The organism is Humibacter ginsenosidimutans (assembly GCF_007859675.1).
GTDB classification, from domain to species: Bacteria; Actinomycetota; Actinomycetes; order Actinomycetales; family Microbacteriaceae; genus Humibacter; species Humibacter ginsenosidimutans.
In genome coordinates, this window is the sequence record NZ_CP042305.1 from 419,195 (window position 1) to 438,059 (window position 18,865).

Genomic DNA, 18,865 nt, shown 5'->3' on the forward strand with positions numbered 1-18,865 from the left:
GCGGTGCGCGGGTTGGGGTGCCCGCGCACAGAACCAACTCAGTGGTGCCCGAGGCGCTTGCGGAGCAGGTCGATGCGCGCCTGCAGTTGGGTGACGCTCGCCTGGGCGACGGCGGGTCCGCCGCACAGTCGACGGAGTTCGGCGTGCACGAGTCCGTGCGGTTCGCCGGAGTTCTTCGCGTAGAGCCCCACCAGGCTGTTCAGCAGGCTGCGCTGCTCCTTGAGAGTGCGGTACACGGGCGGCGGCGCGCTCGAAGTCTCGCCCGGTTGGGCGGGTGGACGGTTCGCGGCGCGCTTCGCCTGGCGAGCCTGTCTGGTGCGCAGCAGTTCGTGCACCTGGTCGGGTTCGAGCAGGCCCGGGATGCCGATGAAGTCCCACTCCTCATCGCTGCCCGGCTCCGCGAAGCCGCCGAACTCGGCGCCGTCGTACATCACCCGGTCGAAGGCGGCGTGCGAGTCGAGCGCCTCGAACGCGAACTCCTGCTGCAGCGAGTCGGATGCCTTGCTGTCCCGTTCGGCCGCAGCCATCATGGCGTCCTCGGGGTTCCACAGATCCCCCTCTGCGTCGGTCGACGTGCGGTCGAGCGCGTGGTCGCGCTCGAGCTCCAGCGCGCGTGCCAACGCGATCAGCACCGGCACATCGGGCAGGAACACGGATGCCGTCTCGCCGCGCCTCCTCGCCCGCACGAACCGGCCGATCGCCTGGGCGAAGAACAGCGGGGTCGCCGAGCTCGTGGCGTAGACGCCCACGGCGAGCCGCGGCACGTCGACGCCTTCCGACACCATCCGCACCGCGACCATCCAGCGCGTGGTGCCCTCGGAGAACTCTTGGATGCGGTCGCTCGACTCCTTCTCGTCGGAGAGCACCAAGGTGACCTTCTCGCCGCAGATGCTCTCCAGGATGGCGGCGTAGGCACGGGCGGCGACCTGATCGGTCGCGATCACCAGGCCACCGGCATCCGGAACCTGCTGCCGCACCTCGCTGAGGCGTCGGTCGGCAGCGTGCAGCACCTGCGGGATCCACTCGCCCTTCGGGTCGAGCGCTGTGCGCCAGGCCTGCGAAGTGATGTCCTTGGTGTTGCCCTCGCCGAGCCGTGCTTCCATCTGGTCGCCGGTCTTGGTGCGCCAGCGCATGTGGCCCGCGTAGACCATGAACAGCACGGGGCGCACGACGCCGTCGTTGAGGGCCCTGCCGTAGCCGTAGTTGTAGTCGGTGCGCGAGGTGCGGATGCCCTCCCTGTTCTGCAGGTAGGTCACGAACGGGATGGGCGAAGTGTCGCTGCGGAACGGGGTTCCGGTGAGCGAGAGCCTGCGTTCGGCGCGCTCGAACGACTCGCGGATGGCGTCGCCCCAGCTCAGCGCGTCGCCGCCGTGGTGCACCTCGTCGAGGATGACCAACGTGCGCCGATCGAGCGTGATGTCCCGGTGCAGCGCCGCGTTGACCGCGACCTGGGCATAGGTGACAGCGACGCCGCGGTAGTGCGATCCGTAGCGACCATGCGCGTTCTTGAAGTTGGGGTCGATCGGGATGCCCACCCGCGCCGCCGCCTCCGCCCACTGCCTCTTGAGGTGCTCGGTCGGTGCCACGATCGTGACGCGCTCGACGGTGCGGCGCTTCAGGAGTTCCACGGCTAGACGCAGCGCGAACGTCGTCTTTCCGGCGCCCGGGGTCGCGGCGGCGAGGAAGTCGCGCGGCTCGTAGCGGAAGTACGCTTCGAGCGCCTCCGCCTGCCAGGCGCGGAGCTTGCTCGCGGTTCCCCACGGCGCACGGGCCGGGAACGACGGCGAGAGGTGCTCGATGGCCCAGGTGCCGACGGTGCGCGAGGTGTCGGCAGGGACGGGTTCCGACGTCCGACTCGTGCGGCGTCGATACGGCCGGTGCGTCGTCGAGGCGGGTGCCGTCGATGCTCGTGAGCGCGGCATCCTCGTGCGCGCCATCGGGCTGCCAGTCGTCGGCTGAGGCGGGGGCGGGGATCGAGGTGCTCACTTGACTCCACGCTACCGAACGCCGCCGACAGTCGACGGCACCCCGTGCCTCCACGGTGGCAGACCCGCGCACCGGGCAGCGATGGGCAAGGAGCGGCGCGAGGCTGGAACGAGGACGTATTCGGCGAGAGCAGAATGGAATTCATGACGGAACCGCTGCATCCCTTTCACCGGTACGTCGCGTTGGGCGACTCGTTCACGGAGGGGGTCGGCGACCCCGACCCGAACGCCCCGGGCGGGCTGCGTGGCTGGGCCGACCGCGTGGCCGAGGTGCTGGCCCGCGGCACAGACGACTTCGCGTACGCCAACCTCGCGGTGCGCGGCAAGCTCATCAGGCAGATCGCCGACGACCAGGTCGACGCCGCCGTGGCGCTGCGGCCCGACCTGATCACCATCTCGGCCGGCGGAAACGACGTGATCCGCCCCGGCACCGACCCGGATGAGATCGGCCGTCTCTTCGAGGACATCATCGTCAGGCTGTCGGTCACCGGCGCCACGATCGTCGTGTTCACGGGCGTCGATGTGGGCTTCTCCCCGTCTTCAAGGCCATCAGGGGCAAGGTCGCCATCTACAACGAGAACGTGCGCGTGGTTGCGGAGCGGCATGGATGCCTCGTCGCCGACCAGTGGGCGCTGACCGAGGTGCAGGATCAGCGACTGTGGTCGGCAGACCGTCTGCACATGAACCCACTCGGACACCACACGGTGGCACGCATGGTGCTCGACACGCTCGGCGTGCCCAACGAGCTGCACCCCGCAGAGCCCGAGCCGCTGCCCGAGCGGTCGTGGCGGCAGGCTCGCGCCGACGATCTGTCCTGGGCGAAGGAGTACTTCGTGCCGTGGATCGTGCGCCGCATCAAGGGCGTCTCCAGCGGCGACCACCTGCCGCCCAAGCGGCCGGAGCCCACGCCCGTGACCGCGCCGGGCGACGAAGGCGCGGCGATGTGAGGATTCTTCCTGCGACGCCCTACGGCAGCAGCAGAAGCGGGTGTGTCAGCCGCCAGCCGAGCCCGGGGTCGGTGACAGCCTTCGACACGGTGAGCGTGCTGGTGAACTTCTGGCCTGCGCCGGCGTAGGTGATGGTGCCGACGGCATCCCCCGGATTCGCCAGCGTCACGGGAGCCGTGCGCACGGTGACCGAGATCTTCGCGTTCGAGAACACGAAGATGCCGCCGGCCTTCTCACTCTTCAGCCGGGCCGAGTCGCCCCACACGCTCCGATAGGAGCCGAAGTCGCTCGAGGCGGTTCCGACCTTCACCTCGTGAAAGCCCTTCTCGACGCTCGTGAGCAACGTGGGCACATCGGTCCACAGGTTCGTGTAGTCGGGCGCGCCCGTGACGACGCCGACGATGGTGAGCGGATGCCCGTGCACCGTCACCGATGCCGCGAACAGGAGGCAGTGCCCGGCCTGATCGGTCCAGCCGGTCTTGATGCCGACGACGCCGTCCTGTCCGAGCAGCTTGTTGCCGTTCTCGACGGTGCCCGCGCCTGGCAGGGTGGCCGTCGGAGTGTCGACGATCTGTTTCAGCACGGAGTTCGCGACCACGAGCTTGCCGATGCCCACGAGGTCGACGGGTGTGCTCACGGTTCCGGGATCGAGCCCCGACGGGTCGGTGATGTGCGTGCCCGTGAAGTGGTGCGACGCCAGCCAGGAGTTCGCGTAGGTGAGAAAGGCGCTCACCGACCCGAAGCCCCAGTTCGCCAGCGAGATGGCGTAGTTGTTCGCACTCGGCAGCAGCATGGCGGTGAGCGCCTGCTTCTCGGTCAGCTGCTCCCCCGCCGACACGGGCGCCCACGAGCCGTCCTCCGCCCACACCTGCTGCAGGATGTCGACGTCGGCCGACGTGAACGTGATCGTCGGCCCGTCGCTTCCCGCGGGGATCGGACGCTTGTCGAGCAGCACGAGCGCCGTGATCGTCTTCGTCATGCTCGCGATCGGCGCACTGGCCATGCTGCCGTTGCGCACGAGCAGATCGTCCTGTCCGACCAGCCCGACGGCGGCGCTCCCCCACGTCGGGAACGCGGGCTGCACCGCGGCGGGCGTGATCGTCGTCGACGCGGATGCCGCCTCTGCGGCGGCGGGCAGCGGCGCGATCGCCACCAGCACCGTGTAGACGACGGCCGCCGTGACCACACCGAGGGCGGTGAACAGCAGCGACCGACCCCGCCTGGCTGTACGCCGGCGTCGGGCGGCTGTCGCGTGGTCGTGCGGCGCGGGATCGGGGAACACGGCTGACATGGTACGGGTCGCACCTATGCCCGAGTGTCAGGATCGACGTCGTGCGCAGGCACGCGCAGCGCATACAGCGCGACGGCCGCTGCGGAGGCGACGTTGAGCGAGTCCACTCCGTGCTGCATCGGAATGGTGACCACGGTGTCCGCGGCGCTGAGTGCCCGCCTGCTGAGTCCGTCGCCCTCTGCTCCCATGACGATCGCGAGCCGGTGCGGCGGATGCGCGGCGAACTCGTCGAGACTCACGGCGTCGTCGGCGAGGGCGAGCGCGGCGATCTGGAAGCCGGCGTCGTGAAGGCGGGGTGCGGCATCCTGCCATTCGCCGATGCGCGTCCATGGCACCTGCAGCACGGTGCCCATGCTCACCCGCACGCTGCGCCGGTAAAGCGGATCGGCACACCGCGGAGATACGAGCACGGCGTCGGCGCCCAGTCCGGCGACCGCACGGAACGCCGCCCCGACGTTCGTGTGGTCGACGATGTCTTCGAGCACCACGACGCGTCGTGCACCGGCGAGCACCTGTTCGAGCTCGGGCAGGGCAGGTCGGTGCATCGCCGCCAGCGCTCCGCGGTGCAGGTGGAACCCCGTGAGGGACTGCAGCGCTTCTTCTGTGCCGACGTACACAGGAACGTCGGGGAACGCCTCGAGCAACGGCTCGAGATCGGGCAGCCACCGCTGGTGCACCAGCACCGAGCGCGGGATGTGCCCGGCACCGATCGCGCGCGCGATCACCTTCGTCGACTCCGCGAGATACAGCCCTCCGGCGGGCTCGAGCGCACGGCGCAGCGCCACGTCGGTGAGCCGCGCGAAATCGGCGAGTTCGGGGGCATCCACGCTCTCGATCGGGATGATGCGCATGCGGTGACTTCCAGGGGGACGAAACAATGACGAAAACTGCGCTGTTTACACTGACGACGAACGGGGAGGCAGCGTGAGCACAGCGGCGACGGCGGAACAGGCGATCGAGTCCGCCATCGACATCCTCGCAGACCGCACTGTCGCGGTGCTCACCGGAGCGGGGATCTCGACCGATTCGGGCATCCCCGACTACCGGGGCGAGGGAGCACCAAAGCGCACGCCGATGTCGTACGCGCAGTTCCTCAACGACCCCCGCTCCCGCAAGCGGTATTGGGCCGGCAGTCACCTGGGCTACGCGCGGTTCCGTGCCGCCCGGCCGAACGCCGGTCACGTCGCGCTCGCGCTCATGGAGGCGGCAGGGGTCGTTCCCGGCGTCATCACGCAGAACGTGGACGGCCTGCACACGCAGGCAGGTTCGCGCCGCGTCGTGCCGCTGCACGGCACCATGGATCGCGTCGTCTGCCTGCGGTGCGGGCAGATGTTCGCCCGCGAGGACATCGCGCGGCAGATCGACGACCTCAACCCGTGGTTGTCGAAGCCGGATGCCGTCACCATCGCACCCGACGGCGACGCCGACGTCACCGACGTCGACTCGTTCGTCATCCCGCCGTGCAGCGTCTGCGGCGGCCCGCTCAAGCCCGACGTGGTGTTCTTCGGCGAGTTCGTGCCGCCGCTGCGCTTCCAGGCCGCACGGGAGCTGGTCGACGGAGCCGACGCCCTGCTCGTGGCCGGGTCGTCGCTCGCCGTCAACTCGGGCATCCGACTCGTCGAGCAGGCCCGTCGCCGTAAGCTGCCCATCGTGGTGATCAATCGCGGAGAGACCAAGGGCGACGCACGGGCGACGCTCAAGCTGAACGCCGGAACCTCGGAGACCCTCGTCGCGCTGGCCGACACGCTGATCTCGTGAGCACACTGCTCACCCTGGTGCGGCACGGCGAGACCGATTGGAATCGCGAGCGGCGCATCCAGGGCTCGACGGACATCCCGCTCAACGACGTGGGAGTGGCGCAGGCCACAGTGGCGGCGCACGCGCTCGCGGATGCCGGCTATGCGGCGGTGTACGCCAGCGACCTGTCGCGTGCGCTGCAGACGGCGGCGATCATCGCAGATGCCGCGTCCCTCGCCGCACCCGCGGCCGAGCCTGCGCTGGCCGAGCGCGCGTTCGGGGAGGCCGAGGGCCTGACGCATCACGAGATCGTCGAACGCTTTCCCGACGACGTCGTTCCCGGCAGGGAGAGCCGCGAATCCGTCGTGCGCCGTTCTTTGCCGGTGCTCGAGCGGATCGCCGCCGGACACGTCGGCGAGAGCGTGCTCGTCGTCACCCACGGCGCCGTGATCAGCTCGATCGTTCGGCACCTCACCGGCGGTGCCCGCCCCGCGGAAGGCGAAGTGATCGGCAACCTGTCCCTCAGCCACCTGCGTCACGACGGCGAGGCGCTCGCGCTCGCCGAGTTCAACCTGCCGGCGACGCCGACTCAGGCAGAGGCCTTCGCGGTGCCTGCCGACTCGACCTCGGTGAGCGCGCCCAGCAGCGCCGACGCCGAGCCCGCCCAGGTGTAGAAGGATGCTCGCTGCACGCTGAGCCGCGATCTCGCCGCCCACTCCCCCGGCTGCTCGAGCGAGCGCACGGCTCCGGCGAACGACCCCGCGTCGCGCGGGTCTGCATACACCGCTGCATCCGCACCGATCTCACGGAAGATCGGGATATCGCTGATCACCGCCGGGGTGCCGACGCGCATGGACTCGACGACCGGAATGCCGAACCCCTCGTCGAGTGAGGCGGACACGAACGCCGTGGCCGAACGCAGCGCCGCATAGTATTCGGCATCGCTCACCCCGTTGTGGAAGACCAGGTTCGCTTCAGGAGCCGCGGCGACGAGCCGCTCGCGCTGGGCGTTGCTGACTCTGCTCATCAGGTGCAGCTCGTAGTCCGGCAGCAGGGCTGCCGCGCGTGCGAGCGTCTCGACGTTCTTGTACGGCATGAACGAGCCCATGTAGATCAGCGACTTCGTCGCGGGCGCGGTCTGCGGCGACGTCCGGAACGTCGGCCGGCACCTCCGGCGCATTCGTCACGACGTACACGGGCTTGCGGGTGAGCCGATGTCGCGCGATGAGGGCGGCGGTGGTGTGCGAGACGGCGACGACGGCGTCCGACCGGTTCAGCAGCATCCTCTGCGGCCACCACGCCAGGTGATAGAGCCGCCACAGGCCGCGCACGAAGGCCGGAAGGTCGCGCGGCGGCGTGCGGTTGCTGTAGTAGATGAGGTCGTGCACGGTCTTCACGAGCCGATAGCGTCGCCCGATCGAACCCATCGTCTGCATCGGCGTGAACACGATGTCGGGGTGCAGGCGATTGACGTGCCTGGCCACCAGGGGCTCCAACGGGCTCGTCGGTGACGGCCCCATCGCCCACGGCAGCGCCGGCAGCATCTCGAGCTGCGCCTCGTCGCTGATCAGCATGGTGACCTCGTGCAGCTTCGCCAGTTCGCCGACGAGGGATGCCGTGAACCGGCTGATGCCGTCGTGGCGGCCGATGCGCGTGTAGCGGCAGTCGAAGACGATCTTCACTCTGCGTGCTCGCCGATGAAGTCGCGGATGGTCGCCGCAGCCTCGTCCGGCGCCTCGTAGTGCACGAGATGCCCGACGTGATTCATCACGTGCAGCCGCGCATCGGGGAACAGCGTCTGCAGTCTCTGCTGCGCCGCCAACGGGGTGATGTCGTCGCGGTCGGCGGCGATCAGCTGCACGGGCTCCGCGATGCGTGCCGCGTACTCCGACACGTCGTGGCTCACGGATGCCCGAAACGCCTCGAGCACCACGTCACGGTTCGCGAACGCGCTGAAGTACCTCGCGTGCTGGTCGTGGATCCACGAACGCAGCGCCTTGTCTTTCGTCTTCGCCATGGCCTCGCTCATGACACGAACGATCAGCCTGTTGCGCAGCAGCCCGAAGCCGATCGCCTCGGGAAGGGCGGCCGACAGCCAGTAGTAGAAGATCGCCAGCCTGGTGAAGACGGCTCGGGGGCCTTTCAGCGCGGGAGCGCCGATCGGATTCACGAGCACGACGAGGTCGGGCCGGGAGGCCGTGATCGCGTCCTGCTCAGCGTCGGCACCGTCCACGTCCGCCAGCATGGCCGAGACGACGATCGAGCCGAACGAGTGTCCGAGCAGCACGAAGCGTCCCCGGGGCTGCACCGCCTCGATGAAGCCGCGAAGCCAGCGCGCGTAGCCCGCGATGTCGTGCGTCGAGCGAAGCGGCGCCGAGACACCGAACCCGGGCAGGTCGGGCACGACCACGCGATCGGCGGCAAGCCGCGCGGCGATCGGCTCGAGGCCGTGGTGGTCGCCGCGGAAGCCGTGCACGAGCACGAGGGTGGTGGCGGCATCCTCATCGCCGTACTCCCAGTACGCGGTCGGCACACCGTCGACATCGACGGAGCGTTCGCGTGGGCGGACCGCGGCGGGTGTCGAGGGGCTGAACATCAGGCACCAGTGTAGGCGGGCCGGGGTGCGTGTCTTCTGCATTCGTCGTGCCTAGACTCGAAGTGCAGCCCCCTCGCGAACCACGCCACAGCAGACACGTCACCAGCAGAACTCGCAGGAGGACCCCACGTGACCTTCACCGCCCCGATCCAGCTCCCCGGCCTCACGCTCGATCCCCAGTGGTATCGGCGCGCCGTGTTCTACGAGGTCATGGTGCGCTCGTTCGTGGACAGCAACGGTGACGGCACCGGCGACATCCAGGGCCTCATCTCCAAGCTGGACTACCTGCAGTGGCTCGGCGTCGACGCCCTGTGGCTGCCGCCGTTCTTCGCCTCTCCGCTGCGCGACGGCGGCTACGACGTGGCCGACTACCGCAGGATCATGCCGGAGTTCGGCACGCTCGACGAGTTCCAAGACCTGGTGACCAAGGCGCACGAGCGCGACATGCGCGTCATCATCGATCTTCCGCTCAACCACACGAGCGACCAGCACGAGTGGTTCCAGGAGTCGCGCAACGATCCGGACGGGCCGTACGGCGATTTCTACGTGTGGAGCGACACGGATGAGAAGTGGCCCGACATCCGCATCATCTTCACCGACACCGAGGACTCGAACTGGGCGTTCGACTCTCAGCGGCGTCAGTTCTTCTTCCACCGGTTCTTCTCGCACCAGCCCGACCTCAACTACAACAACCCCGCGGTGCACGAGGCCATCTTCGACGTCGTGCGGTTCTGGCTCGACATGGGCGTCGACGGGTTCCGGCTGGATGCCATCCCCTACCTCTACGAGTCCGACGAGGGCAACGGAGAGGGCGAGCCGCCGACGCACGAGTTCATCAAGCGACTGCGCGCACTCGTCGACCACGACTACCCCGGCCGCGTGATGATCGCGGAGGCCAACCAGTGGCCGCGCGAGGTGGCGGCGTTCTTCGGCACGGAGGAGGAGCCGGAGTGCCACATGGCCTTCGACTTCCCCGTCATGCCGCGCATCTTCTACTCGCTGCGCTCGCAGCGGGCAGACGAACTCGTGCGGGTGCTGTCGGAGACCACGGACATCCCGGAGGGAGCCGGCTGGGGCGTCTTCCTGCGCAACCACGACGAACTCACTCTCGAGATGGTCAGCGAGGAGTACCGCCAGGCGATGTACGGCTGGTACGCGTACGACCCGAGGATGCGCGCCAACATCGGCATCCGACGCAGGCTCGCTCCCCTGCTCGACAACTCTCGGGCCGAGCTCGAGCTCGCCCACGCGTTACTGTTCTCGCTGCCCGGCAGCCCGTTCCTGTACTACGGCGACGAGATCGGCATGGGCGACAACATCTGGCTGCCCGACCGCGACTCGTCGCGCACGCCCATGCAGTGGACGCCGGATCGCAATGCGGGCTTCTCCACCGCCGACCCCGGCAAGCTCTACCTGCCCGTCGTGCAGTCGCTCGTGTATCACTTCAACCAGGTCAACGTGGAGGCCCAGCTCGCACAGTCGCGCTCGCTCCTGCACTGGGTGCGCAACGTGATCTACGTTCGCAAGGCGCATCCGGCGTTCGGGCTCGGTTCCATCACCGTGCTGCCCACCGATCACTCGTCGGTGCTCGCGTTCGTGCGCTCGTACGGCGGCAGCGGCACGGTCTTCGGCGACCAGCCGGAGAACATCCTCTGCGTGTTCTCGTTCTCGCACAATCCGGTCTCGGTGACGCTGGATGCTCCGCAGTTCGCCGGCAGCGCGCTCTACGACCTCTTCGGCGGGGGCCAGTTCCCGACGATCGCCGACGACGGCCGCTTCACGCTCACGCTCGGCACCCAGAGCTTCTACTGGCTGCACATCCAGAGCTGACGAGGGTCCCGGCGCTCAGCCCGCACGATTCGCGGCGACGGCCTCGCTCACGAGCTGACGGAGAGCATCCTCGTCGACGCGTACGCCTTCGAAGACGTCGATCGCCCGCACCGCGCTGCTGGTGAGACGCGAGTTGAACAGCGAGGTCGGGTCGTGCAGCCGTGCCCCTTTGGGAAACGTCAGTCGCACGGCGTTCTTCAGCAGATCGGCCATGCAGACGTTGCCCTGACACACCCAGGTCGCGACGCCCTCAGGCTTGGAGGGCTTGCGCCACTTGATCTCCTCTGCGATCAGCGGATCGGCGCTCAGGATGACGCGCCGCAGCTCCGCGAGCATCTCCCCTCGCCACCCACCGGAGTTCGCGATGATCGCGTCGATCTCGTCGCTTGCGGACATGCATTCACCCTTTCGTGGTCGTCGCTGCGATCGCCGAGCAGATCAGGCGCTCAGCGGCTGGATCGTGTCGGTCGGCGTTCGGGTGCGGGCGAGGGCCAGGTCGTAGCCCTCCTGAAGTCGCAGCCAGAACTGCGGGGTCGTGCCGAAGAACGTGCTGAGACGCAGAGCGGTGTCGGCGGTGATCGCCTGCTTGCCGCGAACGATCCTCGAGATGCGTGCCTGATCCACGCCGATGCGCTTGGCGAGCTCGTACTGCGTGATGTCGAAGGGCTGGAGAAACTCTTCGAGCAGAATCTCCCCGGGCATCGAAAGGTCGTCAGTGATAGTCGATGAATGAGACATTGTTCGCTTCCCCTCCGTCCCAGTCGAACACCAGTCTCCACTGGTCGTTGACGCGGATGCTGTACTCGCCCGCCAGATCGCCTCGAAGCTTCTCGAGATGGTTGGACGGCGGGATTCTCAGGTCGTGAAGCTCGGCTGCCGCATCCAGAAGCTGCAGCTTGCGCACCAGACGCTTTCGCACGTCGGGTGGTACTCGCCGCGGTGCGGAACCACCGAGCCAATACTCCTCGATGTCGCGGTCTGCGAACCTCACATCAGCATACTAGCGTAACGTGCAAGTATGCAGGTCGTGATGTGGCGGCGCTCGGCAGCCGGCGGGTCGCCTGCGATCGCTTCGAGCCTCGATATCCATGTCGTGGAACGCGCGAACGTGCGGTCCTCGGCCTGACCCATCTGGGGCTGCCCATCGGCTCGCCGAAGAATGCTCGCATTCTTCGGCACGCCTCAATCGCATGTCAGTGGTCGTCCATAACGTTGCAGGCATGAAGCAATGGCACGACGAACTCGGCGTCTTCGATCTCGAGACCACCGGAGTCGACATCGACAGCGCGCGCATCGTCTCGGCTCATGTCGGGCTGCTCGACGCCGACGGTGCGCTGGTCGAGCATCTCGACTGGCTGGTGAACCCGGGCGTCCCGATCCCGGACGCCGCAACCGCCGTGCACGGCATCACCACGGCTCGTGCCACGGCCGAGGGGCGGGATGCCCGCGACGCGGTGACCGAGATCGTCGCGGCCCTGCGCGGGCTCCTGGCCACGGGCATCCCGGTCGTCGCCTACAACGCGCCGTACGACTTCTCGCTGCTGCACCGCGAGGCGCTCCGGCACGGCGTCGAACCGCTGAACGATCCGGCTCCGATCATCGATCCTCTGGTGCTCGACAAGGCCGTCGACAAGTACCGCAAGGGCAAGCGCACCCTCGAGCTCACCGCCGGCCACTACGGCGTTTCGCTCGTCGGCGCCCACGAAGCGGGAGCGGATGCCGTCGCGGCGGGCCGTGTCGCCCAGGCCATCGCGCGACGCTATCCCGACGAGCTCGGCGTCGCCGTCGACGAGCTGCACCGGATGCAGGTGCAGTGGTGCCGCACACAGGCCGAAGACTTCCAGTCGTACATGCGCAGGGTCAAGGACCCGGCGTTCGTCGCCGTCGGCGCGTGGCCGTTGCGCTGAGAGCGGTGGTACGACATACGGGAAGGGGCGGCACCGAAGTGCCGCCCCTTCCCGTATGAGCTCGGTCTTACTTGCCGAAGCCCTTGAAGCGCTGGTTGAACTTCTCCACGCGGCCGGCGCTGTCGAGGATGCGCTGCTTGCCCGTGTAGAACGGGTGCGACTCGCTCGAGATCTCGACGTCGATCACGGGGTAGGTGTTGCCGTCTTCCCACTCGATCGTCTTCTCGCTGGAGACCGTCGAACGGGTCAGGAACGTGGCGCCGGAAGCGAGGTCACGGAAGACCACCGGCGCGTAATCGGGGTGAATGTCAGACTTCATCAGGACTTCCTCGAAGTTGTGGGTTCAAATCTCGACGCGCCGCCTGGCTGGGGCGCGAAAACGTGCGCGGGTCCGAAGAGGCATCCGCGGCCAAAGATCGATTCTAGCAGAGGGTCGAGCCCTCGCCCGCCGCGTGGTGCTGATCCGCTACTGAGCGTCGGACGCCTTGGCCCGCGCGCTGTAGCGGCCGCCCTCTGACGAGACCTCGATGGGCAGCCCGAACGTCTCGGTGAGACGCTCGGAGGTGAGGGTCTCCTCGAGCGGGCCTGCGGCGACGATCGTGCCCTCCTCGAGGAGCAGCACGTGCGTGAACCCGACCGGGATCTCCTCGGCGTGATGGGTGACCATCACCATGGCGGGCGAGCGCGTGTCGCTGGCGAAGCCGCCGAGCAGCGAGACGAGTTCCTCACGGGAGCCGAGGTCGAGACTGGCGGCCGGCTCGTCGAGGATGAGCACCTCGGGGTCGGTCATCACCGCGCGCGCGATCTGCACCCGCTTCTGCTCGCCGTCGCTCAGGGTGCCGAACGCGCGCTCGCTGAGCGGCTCGAGCCCCCACTCCGCGAGAACCCGCTTGGCGCGACGCGTGTCGATCTCCTCGTATTCCTCGATCCAACGCCCCGTCACCGAGTACGCCGCGGTGAGCACGACGTCGAGCACGCTCTCCCGCTTCGGGATGCGCTTGGCCAGCGCGCTCGACGCATAGCCGATGCGCGGCTTCAGCTCGGCGAGGTCGGCCTTGCCGATCTCCTCGTCGAGCACGGTCACCGTGCCGGACGTGGAGTGCTGCGCCGCGGCGGCGAGCTGCACCAGCGAGGTCTTGCCTGCGCCGTTGGGACCGAGGGATGACCCACCGCTGGTCGGCGGTGACGGTCCAGTCCACGTCGTTCAGGATCGTGTTCCCGTCGCGAACGAAAGACACGGAGTTGAACGAGAGGACGGTGTTCGACATGCGTTCTAGCCTAGCCGCGCCGCGGCACGCGTCATTGCACCGTGAGCCCCCGGTAGAGCGCCAGAGTCTGGTCGGCGATCGACTGCCAGCCGAACTGGGTCTGCGCCCGCAGCCGACCCGCGCTGCCCTGCTCTCGGGCCCGATCGGGATCGGAGACCGCGGCCGTGAGCGCCTCCGCGAGGTCGGCGACGAATCGATCGGGATCAAGGGGAGTCCCCGTGCCGTTGGTGGCCTGCTCGATCGGCACGAGGCGTCCCGTCACGCCGTCCTCGACGACCTCGGGGATGCCGCCGGTCGCCGTCGCCACCACGGGAAGCCCGCACGCCATGGCCTCGAGGTTCACGATGCCGAGCGGCTCGTAGATCGACGGGCACACGAAGACCGTGGCAGCGCTGAGCGCCGCCGCGAGCTCGTGCTGCTCGAGCATGCGATCGATCCACACGACCCCGTCGCGGGACGCCTGCAGCTCGCGCACCAGGCCCTCGACCTCGGCCATGATCTCCGGGGTGTCGGGTGCACCGGCGCAGAGCACCAGCTGCACCTCCGGAGGCAGGGCTGCCGCCGCCCGCAGGAAGTACGGAAGGCCCTTCTGTCGGGTGATGCGCCCGACGAAGATCACCGTCGGGCGATCCGGGTCGACACCGAGCGACCGCACCAGGTCGGGTTCGTCGACGGCGTGCCAGCGCTGCAGGTCGATGCCGTTGTAGATGACGTGGGTGCGAGCGGGGTCCACCTGGGGATACACCCGCAGGATGTCGCGCCGCATGCCCTCGCTCACGGCGATGACGGCATCCGCGGTCTCGTAGGCCTCGCGCTCCACCCAGCTCGACAGTCGGTAGCCGCCGCCGAGCTGCTCGGCCTTCCACGGACGCAGCGGCTCGAGACTGTGCGCCGTGACGACGTGCGGGATGCCGTGCAGCATGCTCGCCAGCCGCCCACCGTGGTTCGCGTACCAGGTGTGGGAGTGCACGAGCGACGCCCCCGCGGCATCCTGGGCGAACTGCAGGTCGACCCCGAGGGTGCCCAGCACGGCGTTGGCGCCAGCCAACTCGGCGGGCACCGGGTATCCCGTGGTGTCCGCTTCGTCGCGCGGCGCGCCGAAGCAGCGCACCTGCACCTCAATCGATCGGCGCAGCGCTTTCACCAGCTCGGTGACGTGCACGCCCGCACCGCCGTAGATGTCGGGCGGATATTCCCTGGTCAAGAGATCGACGCGCATGACGACGACGCTAGTACAGGGCATGTGGCGGCTCTACTGTTGTCACATGGCGGGCAAGAAGATCTTCGGAATCGTGTTGGCGGGCGGCGAAGGCAAGCGGCTCATGCCGCTGACGGCGGATCGTGCGAAGCCCGCTGTGCCGTTCGGCGGGCAGTATCGGCTCATCGATTTCGCGCTGTCGAACCTCATCAACTCGGGGCTGCATCAGGTGGTCGTTCTGACCCAGTACAAGTCGCACAGCCTCGACCGGCACGTGTCTCAGACCTGGCGGCTCGACGGTCTGCTCGGCTCCTACATCGCTTCGGTGCCGGCGCAGCAGCGTCTCGGCAAGCGGTGGTTCTCCGGCTCGGCCGATGCGATCCTGCAGAGCCTCAACCTGATCCGCGACGAGAAGCCCGACATCGTGGTGGTGGTCGGCGCCGATCACGTGTATCGCATGGATTTCGGACAGATGATCGATGCGCACATCGGCTCGGGGGCGCCCGCCACCGTCGCGGCCATCCGCCAGCCGATAGGGCTCGCCGACCAGTTCGGCGTCATCGAGGTCTCCCCGGCGATCCTGCACGGATCGCGGCGTTCAGGGAGAAGCCGAGCGATCCGGTGGGCCTGCCCGACGCGCCCGACGAGGTGCTGGCATCCATGGGCAACTACGTCTTCGACGCGCAGGCGTTGATCGACGCGGTGCAGCGCGACGGCGAGCGTCCCGACTCGAACCACGACATGGGCGGCGACATCATTCCCGATTTCGTCTCGCGCGGCGAGGCGGGCGTGTACGACTTCAGGAACAACGACGTTCCCGGTTCGACCGATCGTGACAGGTATTACTGGCGCGACGTGGGAACCATCGACTCGTTCTTCGACGCGCACCAGGACCTCGTGTCGGCTCTTCCGGTCTTCAACCTGTACAACGATGCGTGGCCCATCTTCAGCCAGCAGCTCAACTCGCCTCCCGCCAAGCTCGTGCGCGATGTGCGAGGAGCCATCGGCACCACCATCGACTCGATCGTCTCCCTGGGCTCGGTGATCAGCGGCGCGCACCTGGAGCGCAGCGTTCTCGGGCCGTGGGCGAAGGTCGAGTCCGGCGCGCACGTCGTCGACGCCGTCATCTTCGATCGTGCGGTGATCGAGCCGAACGCGTTCGTGGGCCGGGCTATCCTCGACAAGGATGTCGTCGTGGCGGAGGGTGCCAAGATCGGCGTCGACCCCGAGCGCGATCGCGCCCGAGGGTTCACCGTCACACCGTCCGGCCTCACCGTGGTCGGCAAGGGAGTCCACGTCGTTCCATGAGCACCTCAGAGTCCGCCTCAGCCCGTTTTCTCGTGGTGCTCGATGTGGACTCCACGCTCATCCACGACGAGGTCATCGAGTTGCTCGCCGAACACGCGGGCACGGGCGAGCTGGTCGCCGACATCACGCAGCGCGCGATGCGCGGTGAGCTCGACTTCGAGCAGAGCCTGCGGGAACGCGTGGCGACGCTGAGCGGGCTGCACGAGAGCATCTTCGGTCAGGTGGCCGAGCGCATCCGCGTCACCGACGGCGTGCCGCAGCTCGTCGCGGCCGTGCACGAGGCGGGCGGTCTCGTCGGTGTGGTCTCCGGCGGGTTCCACGAGCTGGTCGACGGTCTGGCGCTGCGGCTGCATCTCGATCTCTGGCGGGCGAACAGGCTCGGCGCGGTCGACGGCATCCTCTCCGGTGGCGTGGACGGGCCCGTGATCGATGCCGCGGCGAAGGAGCACGCGCTGCGCGAATGGGCCGCGGATGCCGGTGTGCCGTTGACGAGAACCGTCGCGATCGGCGACGGCGCCAACGATCTGCGCATGATGCACGCGGCCGGCCTGTCCGTGGCGTTCTGCGCGAAGCCGGCCGTGCGTGCTGCGGCCGACCTCGCGATCGAGACGCGCGACCTCTCCCAGGTGCTGCCCCTGCTCGGCCTGCGCGGCTGAGCCGACCCGACCGCACTCGTCGATCGCCTCGGGCCGACGTGGCCCGTTCCGTTGCGAGACTGCCGTCGCTACGGAGTGCCGTCGCGAGGGGCGCGCGCGTCGGCTGCGGGGGCATCCTGATCGCCCGTCCCCTGTTCGAGCACGTAGATCTCGTCAGGGGCCGGTGCGTCGTCATCGTCGTCATCGGCGTTCTCGTCCGATGTCTCGAACGGGATCGGCGTTCCGGTGAGCGCGGGTCGCACGGGCGTGGATTCCAGCGGTTGCGCGGTGCCCGCCGCCCACCTCGTGAGCGGGATGAAGCCGTCGAGCGCTTCGTCCTCCAACTCCTCGTCGGTGAACGGCTTGGCCGCGGCCTTGCGTGCACGCTGCGCGGCGCGCTGCTGCTCCTCCGGGTCCTCCACGTTGATGCGACGGAACTCGCGGAGGGCGGCACGCCAGAGCAGGAAGAAACCGATGAAGATGAACGCGATCCACTGGATCATGTACGAGTAGTGGTAGCCGACACCCTCGGATGGCGGTGTCGCCTGGATGCGCCCGAGCCCCTGGCCGGGCGAGGCCGGCGTGACGATCACCCCGTAGGCCGCCGAATACACGGTGCCACCGATGACCGGTGCGAGCTCGTCGAGGTCGACCGACTCGATGAATCCGTTCTGCACGCCGCCCTCGCCGCGCTTGGCCTGACTGGGCTGCAGGCGTGCGACGACGTCGATCGTGCCGTGCGGGGGTGCCGGGCGGCGCGCAGGCACCATGCTGTTCGTCGACGACGCGGCGACCCAGCCGCGATTGACGAGGAAGGTGCCGCCTGTGCTGAGCTTCAGGGCGGTGACGACGTCGAACCCGGAGTTGCCGCTGCGCACACTGTTGCGCACGTAGAACTGCTGGTCGGCATCCCACGTTCCGGTCATCGACACCCGACGCCAGACTTGCTGCGGTTCGTAGGAAGAGGTGGTGGCAAGCGCCGTCGTCAACGGTTCGGTCGGAAGCGCGAAGTTCGTGGCGTAGAGATGGTTGTCGGCGGAGGCGCCGCGTCCGCGGTCGAACTGCCAGGTCGCCAGCCCTGCGCAGACCAGTGCGAAGGCGAGCGCGATCGCGAAGTATGCGAGCCACCGCCCGGTGCGCAGGAACTGCCACCCGGTGAGGCCCTCCGTGACGGTGTCGTACACAGCCGCGGGCTTCGCAAGTGCGCCTGAGCCCCCGCGCCGGGCGAGTTCGCCACCGGTGCGGGCCACCGCATTCGCGGGGTGGGTGTCGGTAGCCGTCGTCAGTCCTTCAGATCGTGATCGTTCTGCACGACAGTAACCCGTGTAGCTGTCGAGCGGCTCAGTGCCCTGTGCCCAGTGCGCGCCGCCTCAGTGCCCCATGCCGAGGCCGCCGTCGACGGGAAGCACCGCGCCGGAGATGTAGCCGGCATCGTCGGAGGCGAGCCAGGCGACGGCCTTCGCGACCTCGGACGCCTGCCCGTAGCGTCCGGCGGGGATCGACTTCTTGTATTCGGCCTGCTGCTCGGCGGGCAGCTCCGCCGTCATGTCCGTCTCGATGAACCCAGGAGCGACCACGTTCGCGGTGATGCCGCGGGCGCCGAGCTCGCGGGTGAGCGAACGCGCGATGCCGACGAGTCCGGCCTTGGATGCGGCGTAGTTGACCTGGCCGGGCGAACCGTAGAGGCCGACCACACTGGAGATGAGGATGACGCGGCCGAAGCGGGCCTTGAGCATCCCCTTCGAGGCGCGTTTGATCACGCGGAACGCACCCCCGAGGTTGGTGTCGACGACGGCGTCGAAGTCGTCGTCGCTCATGCGCATGAGCAGCGTGTCGCGGGTGATGCCGGCGTTGGCGACCACGACCTCCACCTGGCCGAGCTCTGCCTCGACTGCCGCGAAGGCGGCATCCACCTGATCCGTGTCGGTGACGTCGGCGCGCACCGTGAGTGAGCCCGCGGGGCCCTCGCCGCTGCGCGCCGTCACCGCGACCCTGTGACCCTGAGCCAGGAACTCCTCGGCGATGGCGCGGCCGATCCCGCGGTTTCCTCCGGTGATCAGCACGGTGCGGGGCGTCGTCATGGGCAGTCCTCGGTGTGGGTGGAAGGGGTGGGAAATCGGGCCTGTCCAGTCTAGAGGTGGGCGGCTCGGGGTGCGGCAGGCC

At 68.5% G+C, this 18,865-nt stretch carries 16 protein-coding genes and 4 pseudogenes; 7 read left to right on the forward strand and 13 right to left on the reverse strand.

Annotated elements, in window-relative coordinates; all coding sequences use genetic code 11:
- Positions 1-38: 38 nt before the first annotated feature.
- Positions 39-1,922: a DEAD/DEAH box helicase gene (locus FPZ11_RS02050; protein WP_146317953.1), complete on the reverse strand. Its 1,884-nt coding sequence runs from the start codon at positions 1,920-1,922 to the stop codon at positions 39-41.
- A 207-nt stretch (positions 1,923-2,129) separates the two neighbouring features.
- Between FPZ11_RS02050 and FPZ11_RS02055 the strand changes: the two are divergent.
- A pseudogene (locus tag FPZ11_RS02055) lies at positions 2,130-2,932 on the forward strand (SGNH/GDSL hydrolase family protein).
- 19 nt (positions 2,933-2,951) lie between these two features.
- Here FPZ11_RS02055 and FPZ11_RS02060 read toward each other — a convergent pair.
- Both FPZ11_RS02060 and FPZ11_RS02065 read right to left on the reverse strand, forming a co-directional pair.
- Positions 2,952-4,223, reverse strand: a complete 1,272-nt coding sequence (locus FPZ11_RS02060) for a D-alanyl-D-alanine carboxypeptidase family protein (protein ID WP_146317955.1) — start codon at positions 4,221-4,223, stop codon at positions 2,952-2,954.
- Positions 4,224-4,237: 14 nt separating this feature from the next.
- Positions 4,238-5,074, reverse strand: coding sequence for a TrmH family RNA methyltransferase (locus FPZ11_RS02065; protein ID WP_146317957.1), 837 nt, complete (start codon positions 5,072-5,074; stop codon positions 4,238-4,240).
- A 73-nt stretch (positions 5,075-5,147) separates the two neighbouring features.
- Here FPZ11_RS02065 and FPZ11_RS02070 point away from each other — a divergent pair, with 73 nt between their 5' ends.
- The gene (locus FPZ11_RS02070) at positions 5,148-5,981 is read left to right on the forward strand and encodes a Sir2 family NAD-dependent protein deacetylase (protein WP_146317959.1); all 834 of its coding nucleotides are present in this window, start codon (positions 5,148-5,150) and stop codon (positions 5,979-5,981) included.
- Entirely contained in the window at positions 5,978-6,634 is a 657-nt protein-coding gene (locus tag FPZ11_RS02075; protein ID WP_146317961.1) for a histidine phosphatase family protein, read from the forward strand. The genes FPZ11_RS02070 and FPZ11_RS02075 overlap by 4 nt, the downstream gene beginning before the upstream one ends.
- Here the strand turns inward: FPZ11_RS02075 and FPZ11_RS20400 are convergent.
- Together FPZ11_RS20400 and FPZ11_RS02085 are read right to left on the reverse strand one after the other, a co-directional pair.
- A pseudogene (locus FPZ11_RS20400) lies at positions 6,550-7,642 on the reverse strand (glycosyltransferase family 4 protein). The gene FPZ11_RS02075 and the pseudogene FPZ11_RS20400 sit on opposite strands and share 85 nt — an antisense overlap.
- Positions 7,639-8,556, reverse strand: coding sequence for an alpha/beta fold hydrolase (locus tag FPZ11_RS02085; RefSeq protein ID WP_146317963.1), 918 nt, complete (start codon positions 8,554-8,556; stop codon positions 7,639-7,641). Before FPZ11_RS02085 ends, FPZ11_RS20400 begins: the two are co-directional and overlap by 4 nt.
- 129 nt (positions 8,557-8,685) lie before the next feature.
- On the opposite strand from FPZ11_RS02085, the gene treS reads away from it, so the two are divergent.
- Entirely contained in the window at positions 8,686-10,386 is a 1,701-nt protein-coding gene (gene treS / locus FPZ11_RS02090; protein ID WP_146317966.1) for a maltose alpha-D-glucosyltransferase, read from the forward strand.
- A gap of 15 nt (positions 10,387-10,401) precedes the next feature.
- Here the strand turns inward: treS and FPZ11_RS02095 are convergent, their stop codons facing one another.
- The 3 genes from FPZ11_RS02095 to FPZ11_RS02105 are packed head-to-tail and all read right to left on the reverse strand — an operon-like array spanning position 10,402 to position 11,377.
- Entirely contained in the window at positions 10,402-10,782 is a 381-nt protein-coding gene (locus FPZ11_RS02095; RefSeq protein ID WP_146317968.1) for a DUF1801 domain-containing protein, read from the reverse strand.
- Between the two features lie 42 nt (positions 10,783-10,824).
- Entirely contained in the window at positions 10,825-11,088 is a 264-nt protein-coding gene (locus FPZ11_RS02100) for a HigA family addiction module antitoxin (RefSeq protein WP_246846481.1), read from the reverse strand.
- A 10-nt stretch (positions 11,089-11,098) separates the two neighbouring features.
- Positions 11,099-11,377 (reverse strand): type II toxin-antitoxin system RelE/ParE family toxin, encoded by a 279-nt coding sequence (locus tag FPZ11_RS02105; protein WP_146317973.1) that lies wholly within the window; start codon positions 11,375-11,377, stop codon positions 11,099-11,101.
- Positions 11,378-11,606: 229 nt separating this feature from the next.
- Here FPZ11_RS02105 and FPZ11_RS02110 point away from each other — a divergent pair, with 229 nt between their 5' ends.
- Positions 11,607-12,293: a 3'-5' exonuclease gene (locus tag FPZ11_RS02110; RefSeq protein WP_146317975.1), complete on the forward strand. Its 687-nt coding sequence runs from the start codon at positions 11,607-11,609 to the stop codon at positions 12,291-12,293.
- Positions 12,294-12,360: 67 nt separating this feature from the next.
- Here the strand turns inward: FPZ11_RS02110 and FPZ11_RS02115 are convergent, their stop codons facing one another.
- The 3 genes and pseudogenes from FPZ11_RS02115 to glgA all read right to left on the reverse strand — a co-directional run bounded on the left by FPZ11_RS02115 (position 12,361) and on the right by glgA (position 14,780).
- The gene (locus tag FPZ11_RS02115; RefSeq protein WP_146317977.1) at positions 12,361-12,612 is read right to left on the reverse strand and encodes a type B 50S ribosomal protein L31; all 252 of its coding nucleotides are present in this window, start codon (positions 12,610-12,612) and stop codon (positions 12,361-12,363) included.
- A 147-nt stretch (positions 12,613-12,759) separates the two neighbouring features.
- A pseudogene (locus FPZ11_RS02120) lies at positions 12,760-13,561 on the reverse strand (ABC transporter ATP-binding protein).
- 31 nt (positions 13,562-13,592) lie between these two features.
- A complete protein-coding gene (gene glgA / locus FPZ11_RS02125) occupies positions 13,593-14,780 on the reverse strand; it encodes a glycogen synthase (RefSeq protein WP_146317979.1) in 1,188 nt (395 codons plus the stop codon).
- 46 nt (positions 14,781-14,826) lie between these two features.
- Here glgA and FPZ11_RS02130 point away from each other — a divergent pair.
- Positions 14,827-16,067: pseudogene (locus FPZ11_RS02130) on the forward strand (glucose-1-phosphate adenylyltransferase).
- Positions 16,064-16,723 (forward strand): phosphoserine phosphatase SerB, encoded by a 660-nt coding sequence (serB, locus tag FPZ11_RS02135; RefSeq protein WP_146317981.1) that lies wholly within the window; start codon positions 16,064-16,066, stop codon positions 16,721-16,723. Before FPZ11_RS02130 ends, serB begins: the two are co-directional and overlap by 4 nt.
- Positions 16,724-16,791: 68 nt before the next feature.
- On the opposite strand, the gene FPZ11_RS02140 is transcribed toward serB, so the two are convergent.
- Positions 16,792-17,886: an SURF1 family protein gene (locus FPZ11_RS02140; protein WP_168203712.1), complete on the reverse strand. Its 1,095-nt coding sequence runs from the start codon at positions 17,884-17,886 to the stop codon at positions 16,792-16,794.
- Positions 17,887-18,072: 186 nt separating this feature from the next.
- Positions 18,073-18,783 carry a beta-ketoacyl-ACP reductase gene (locus tag FPZ11_RS02145; RefSeq protein ID WP_146317985.1) on the reverse strand — a complete coding sequence of 237 codons (711 nt, stop codon included), beginning with the start codon at positions 18,781-18,783 and terminating at the stop codon, positions 18,073-18,075.
- Positions 18,784-18,865: the final 82 nt, after the last annotated feature.

Coding starts and splice junctions, on each gene's coding strand:
- FPZ11_RS02050 (WP_146317953.1), bottom strand. CDS start 1,922: ATGCCGCGCTCACGAGCATCGACGGCACCCGCCTCGACGACGCACCGG.
- FPZ11_RS02060 (WP_146317955.1), bottom strand. CDS start 4,223: ATGTCAGCCGTGTTCCCCGATCCCGCGCCGCACGACCACGCGACAGCC.
- FPZ11_RS02065 (WP_146317957.1), bottom strand. CDS start 5,074: ATGCGCATCATCCCGATCGAGAGCGTGGATGCCCCCGAACTCGCCGAT.
- FPZ11_RS02085 (WP_146317963.1), bottom strand. CDS start 8,556: ATGTTCAGCCCCTCGACACCCGCCGCGGTCCGCCCACGCGAACGCTCC.
- FPZ11_RS02095 (WP_146317968.1), bottom strand. CDS start 10,782: ATGTCCGCAAGCGACGAGATCGACGCGATCATCGCGAACTCCGGTGGG.
- FPZ11_RS02100 (WP_246846481.1), bottom strand. CDS start 11,088: ATGCCCGGGGAGATTCTGCTCGAAGAGTTTCTCCAGCCCTTCGACATC.
- FPZ11_RS02110 (WP_146317975.1), top strand. CDS start 11,607: ATGAAGCAATGGCACGACGAACTCGGCGTCTTCGATCTCGAGACCACC.
- FPZ11_RS02115 (WP_146317977.1), bottom strand. CDS start 12,612: ATGAAGTCTGACATTCACCCCGATTACGCGCCGGTGGTCTTCCGTGAC.
- glgA (WP_146317979.1), bottom strand. CDS start 14,780: ATGCGCGTCGATCTCTTGACCAGGGAATATCCGCCCGACATCTACGGC.
- serB (WP_146317981.1), top strand. CDS start 16,064: ATGAGCACCTCAGAGTCCGCCTCAGCCCGTTTTCTCGTGGTGCTCGAT.
- FPZ11_RS02145 (WP_146317985.1), bottom strand. CDS start 18,783: ATGACGACGCCCCGCACCGTGCTGATCACCGGAGGAAACCGCGGGATC.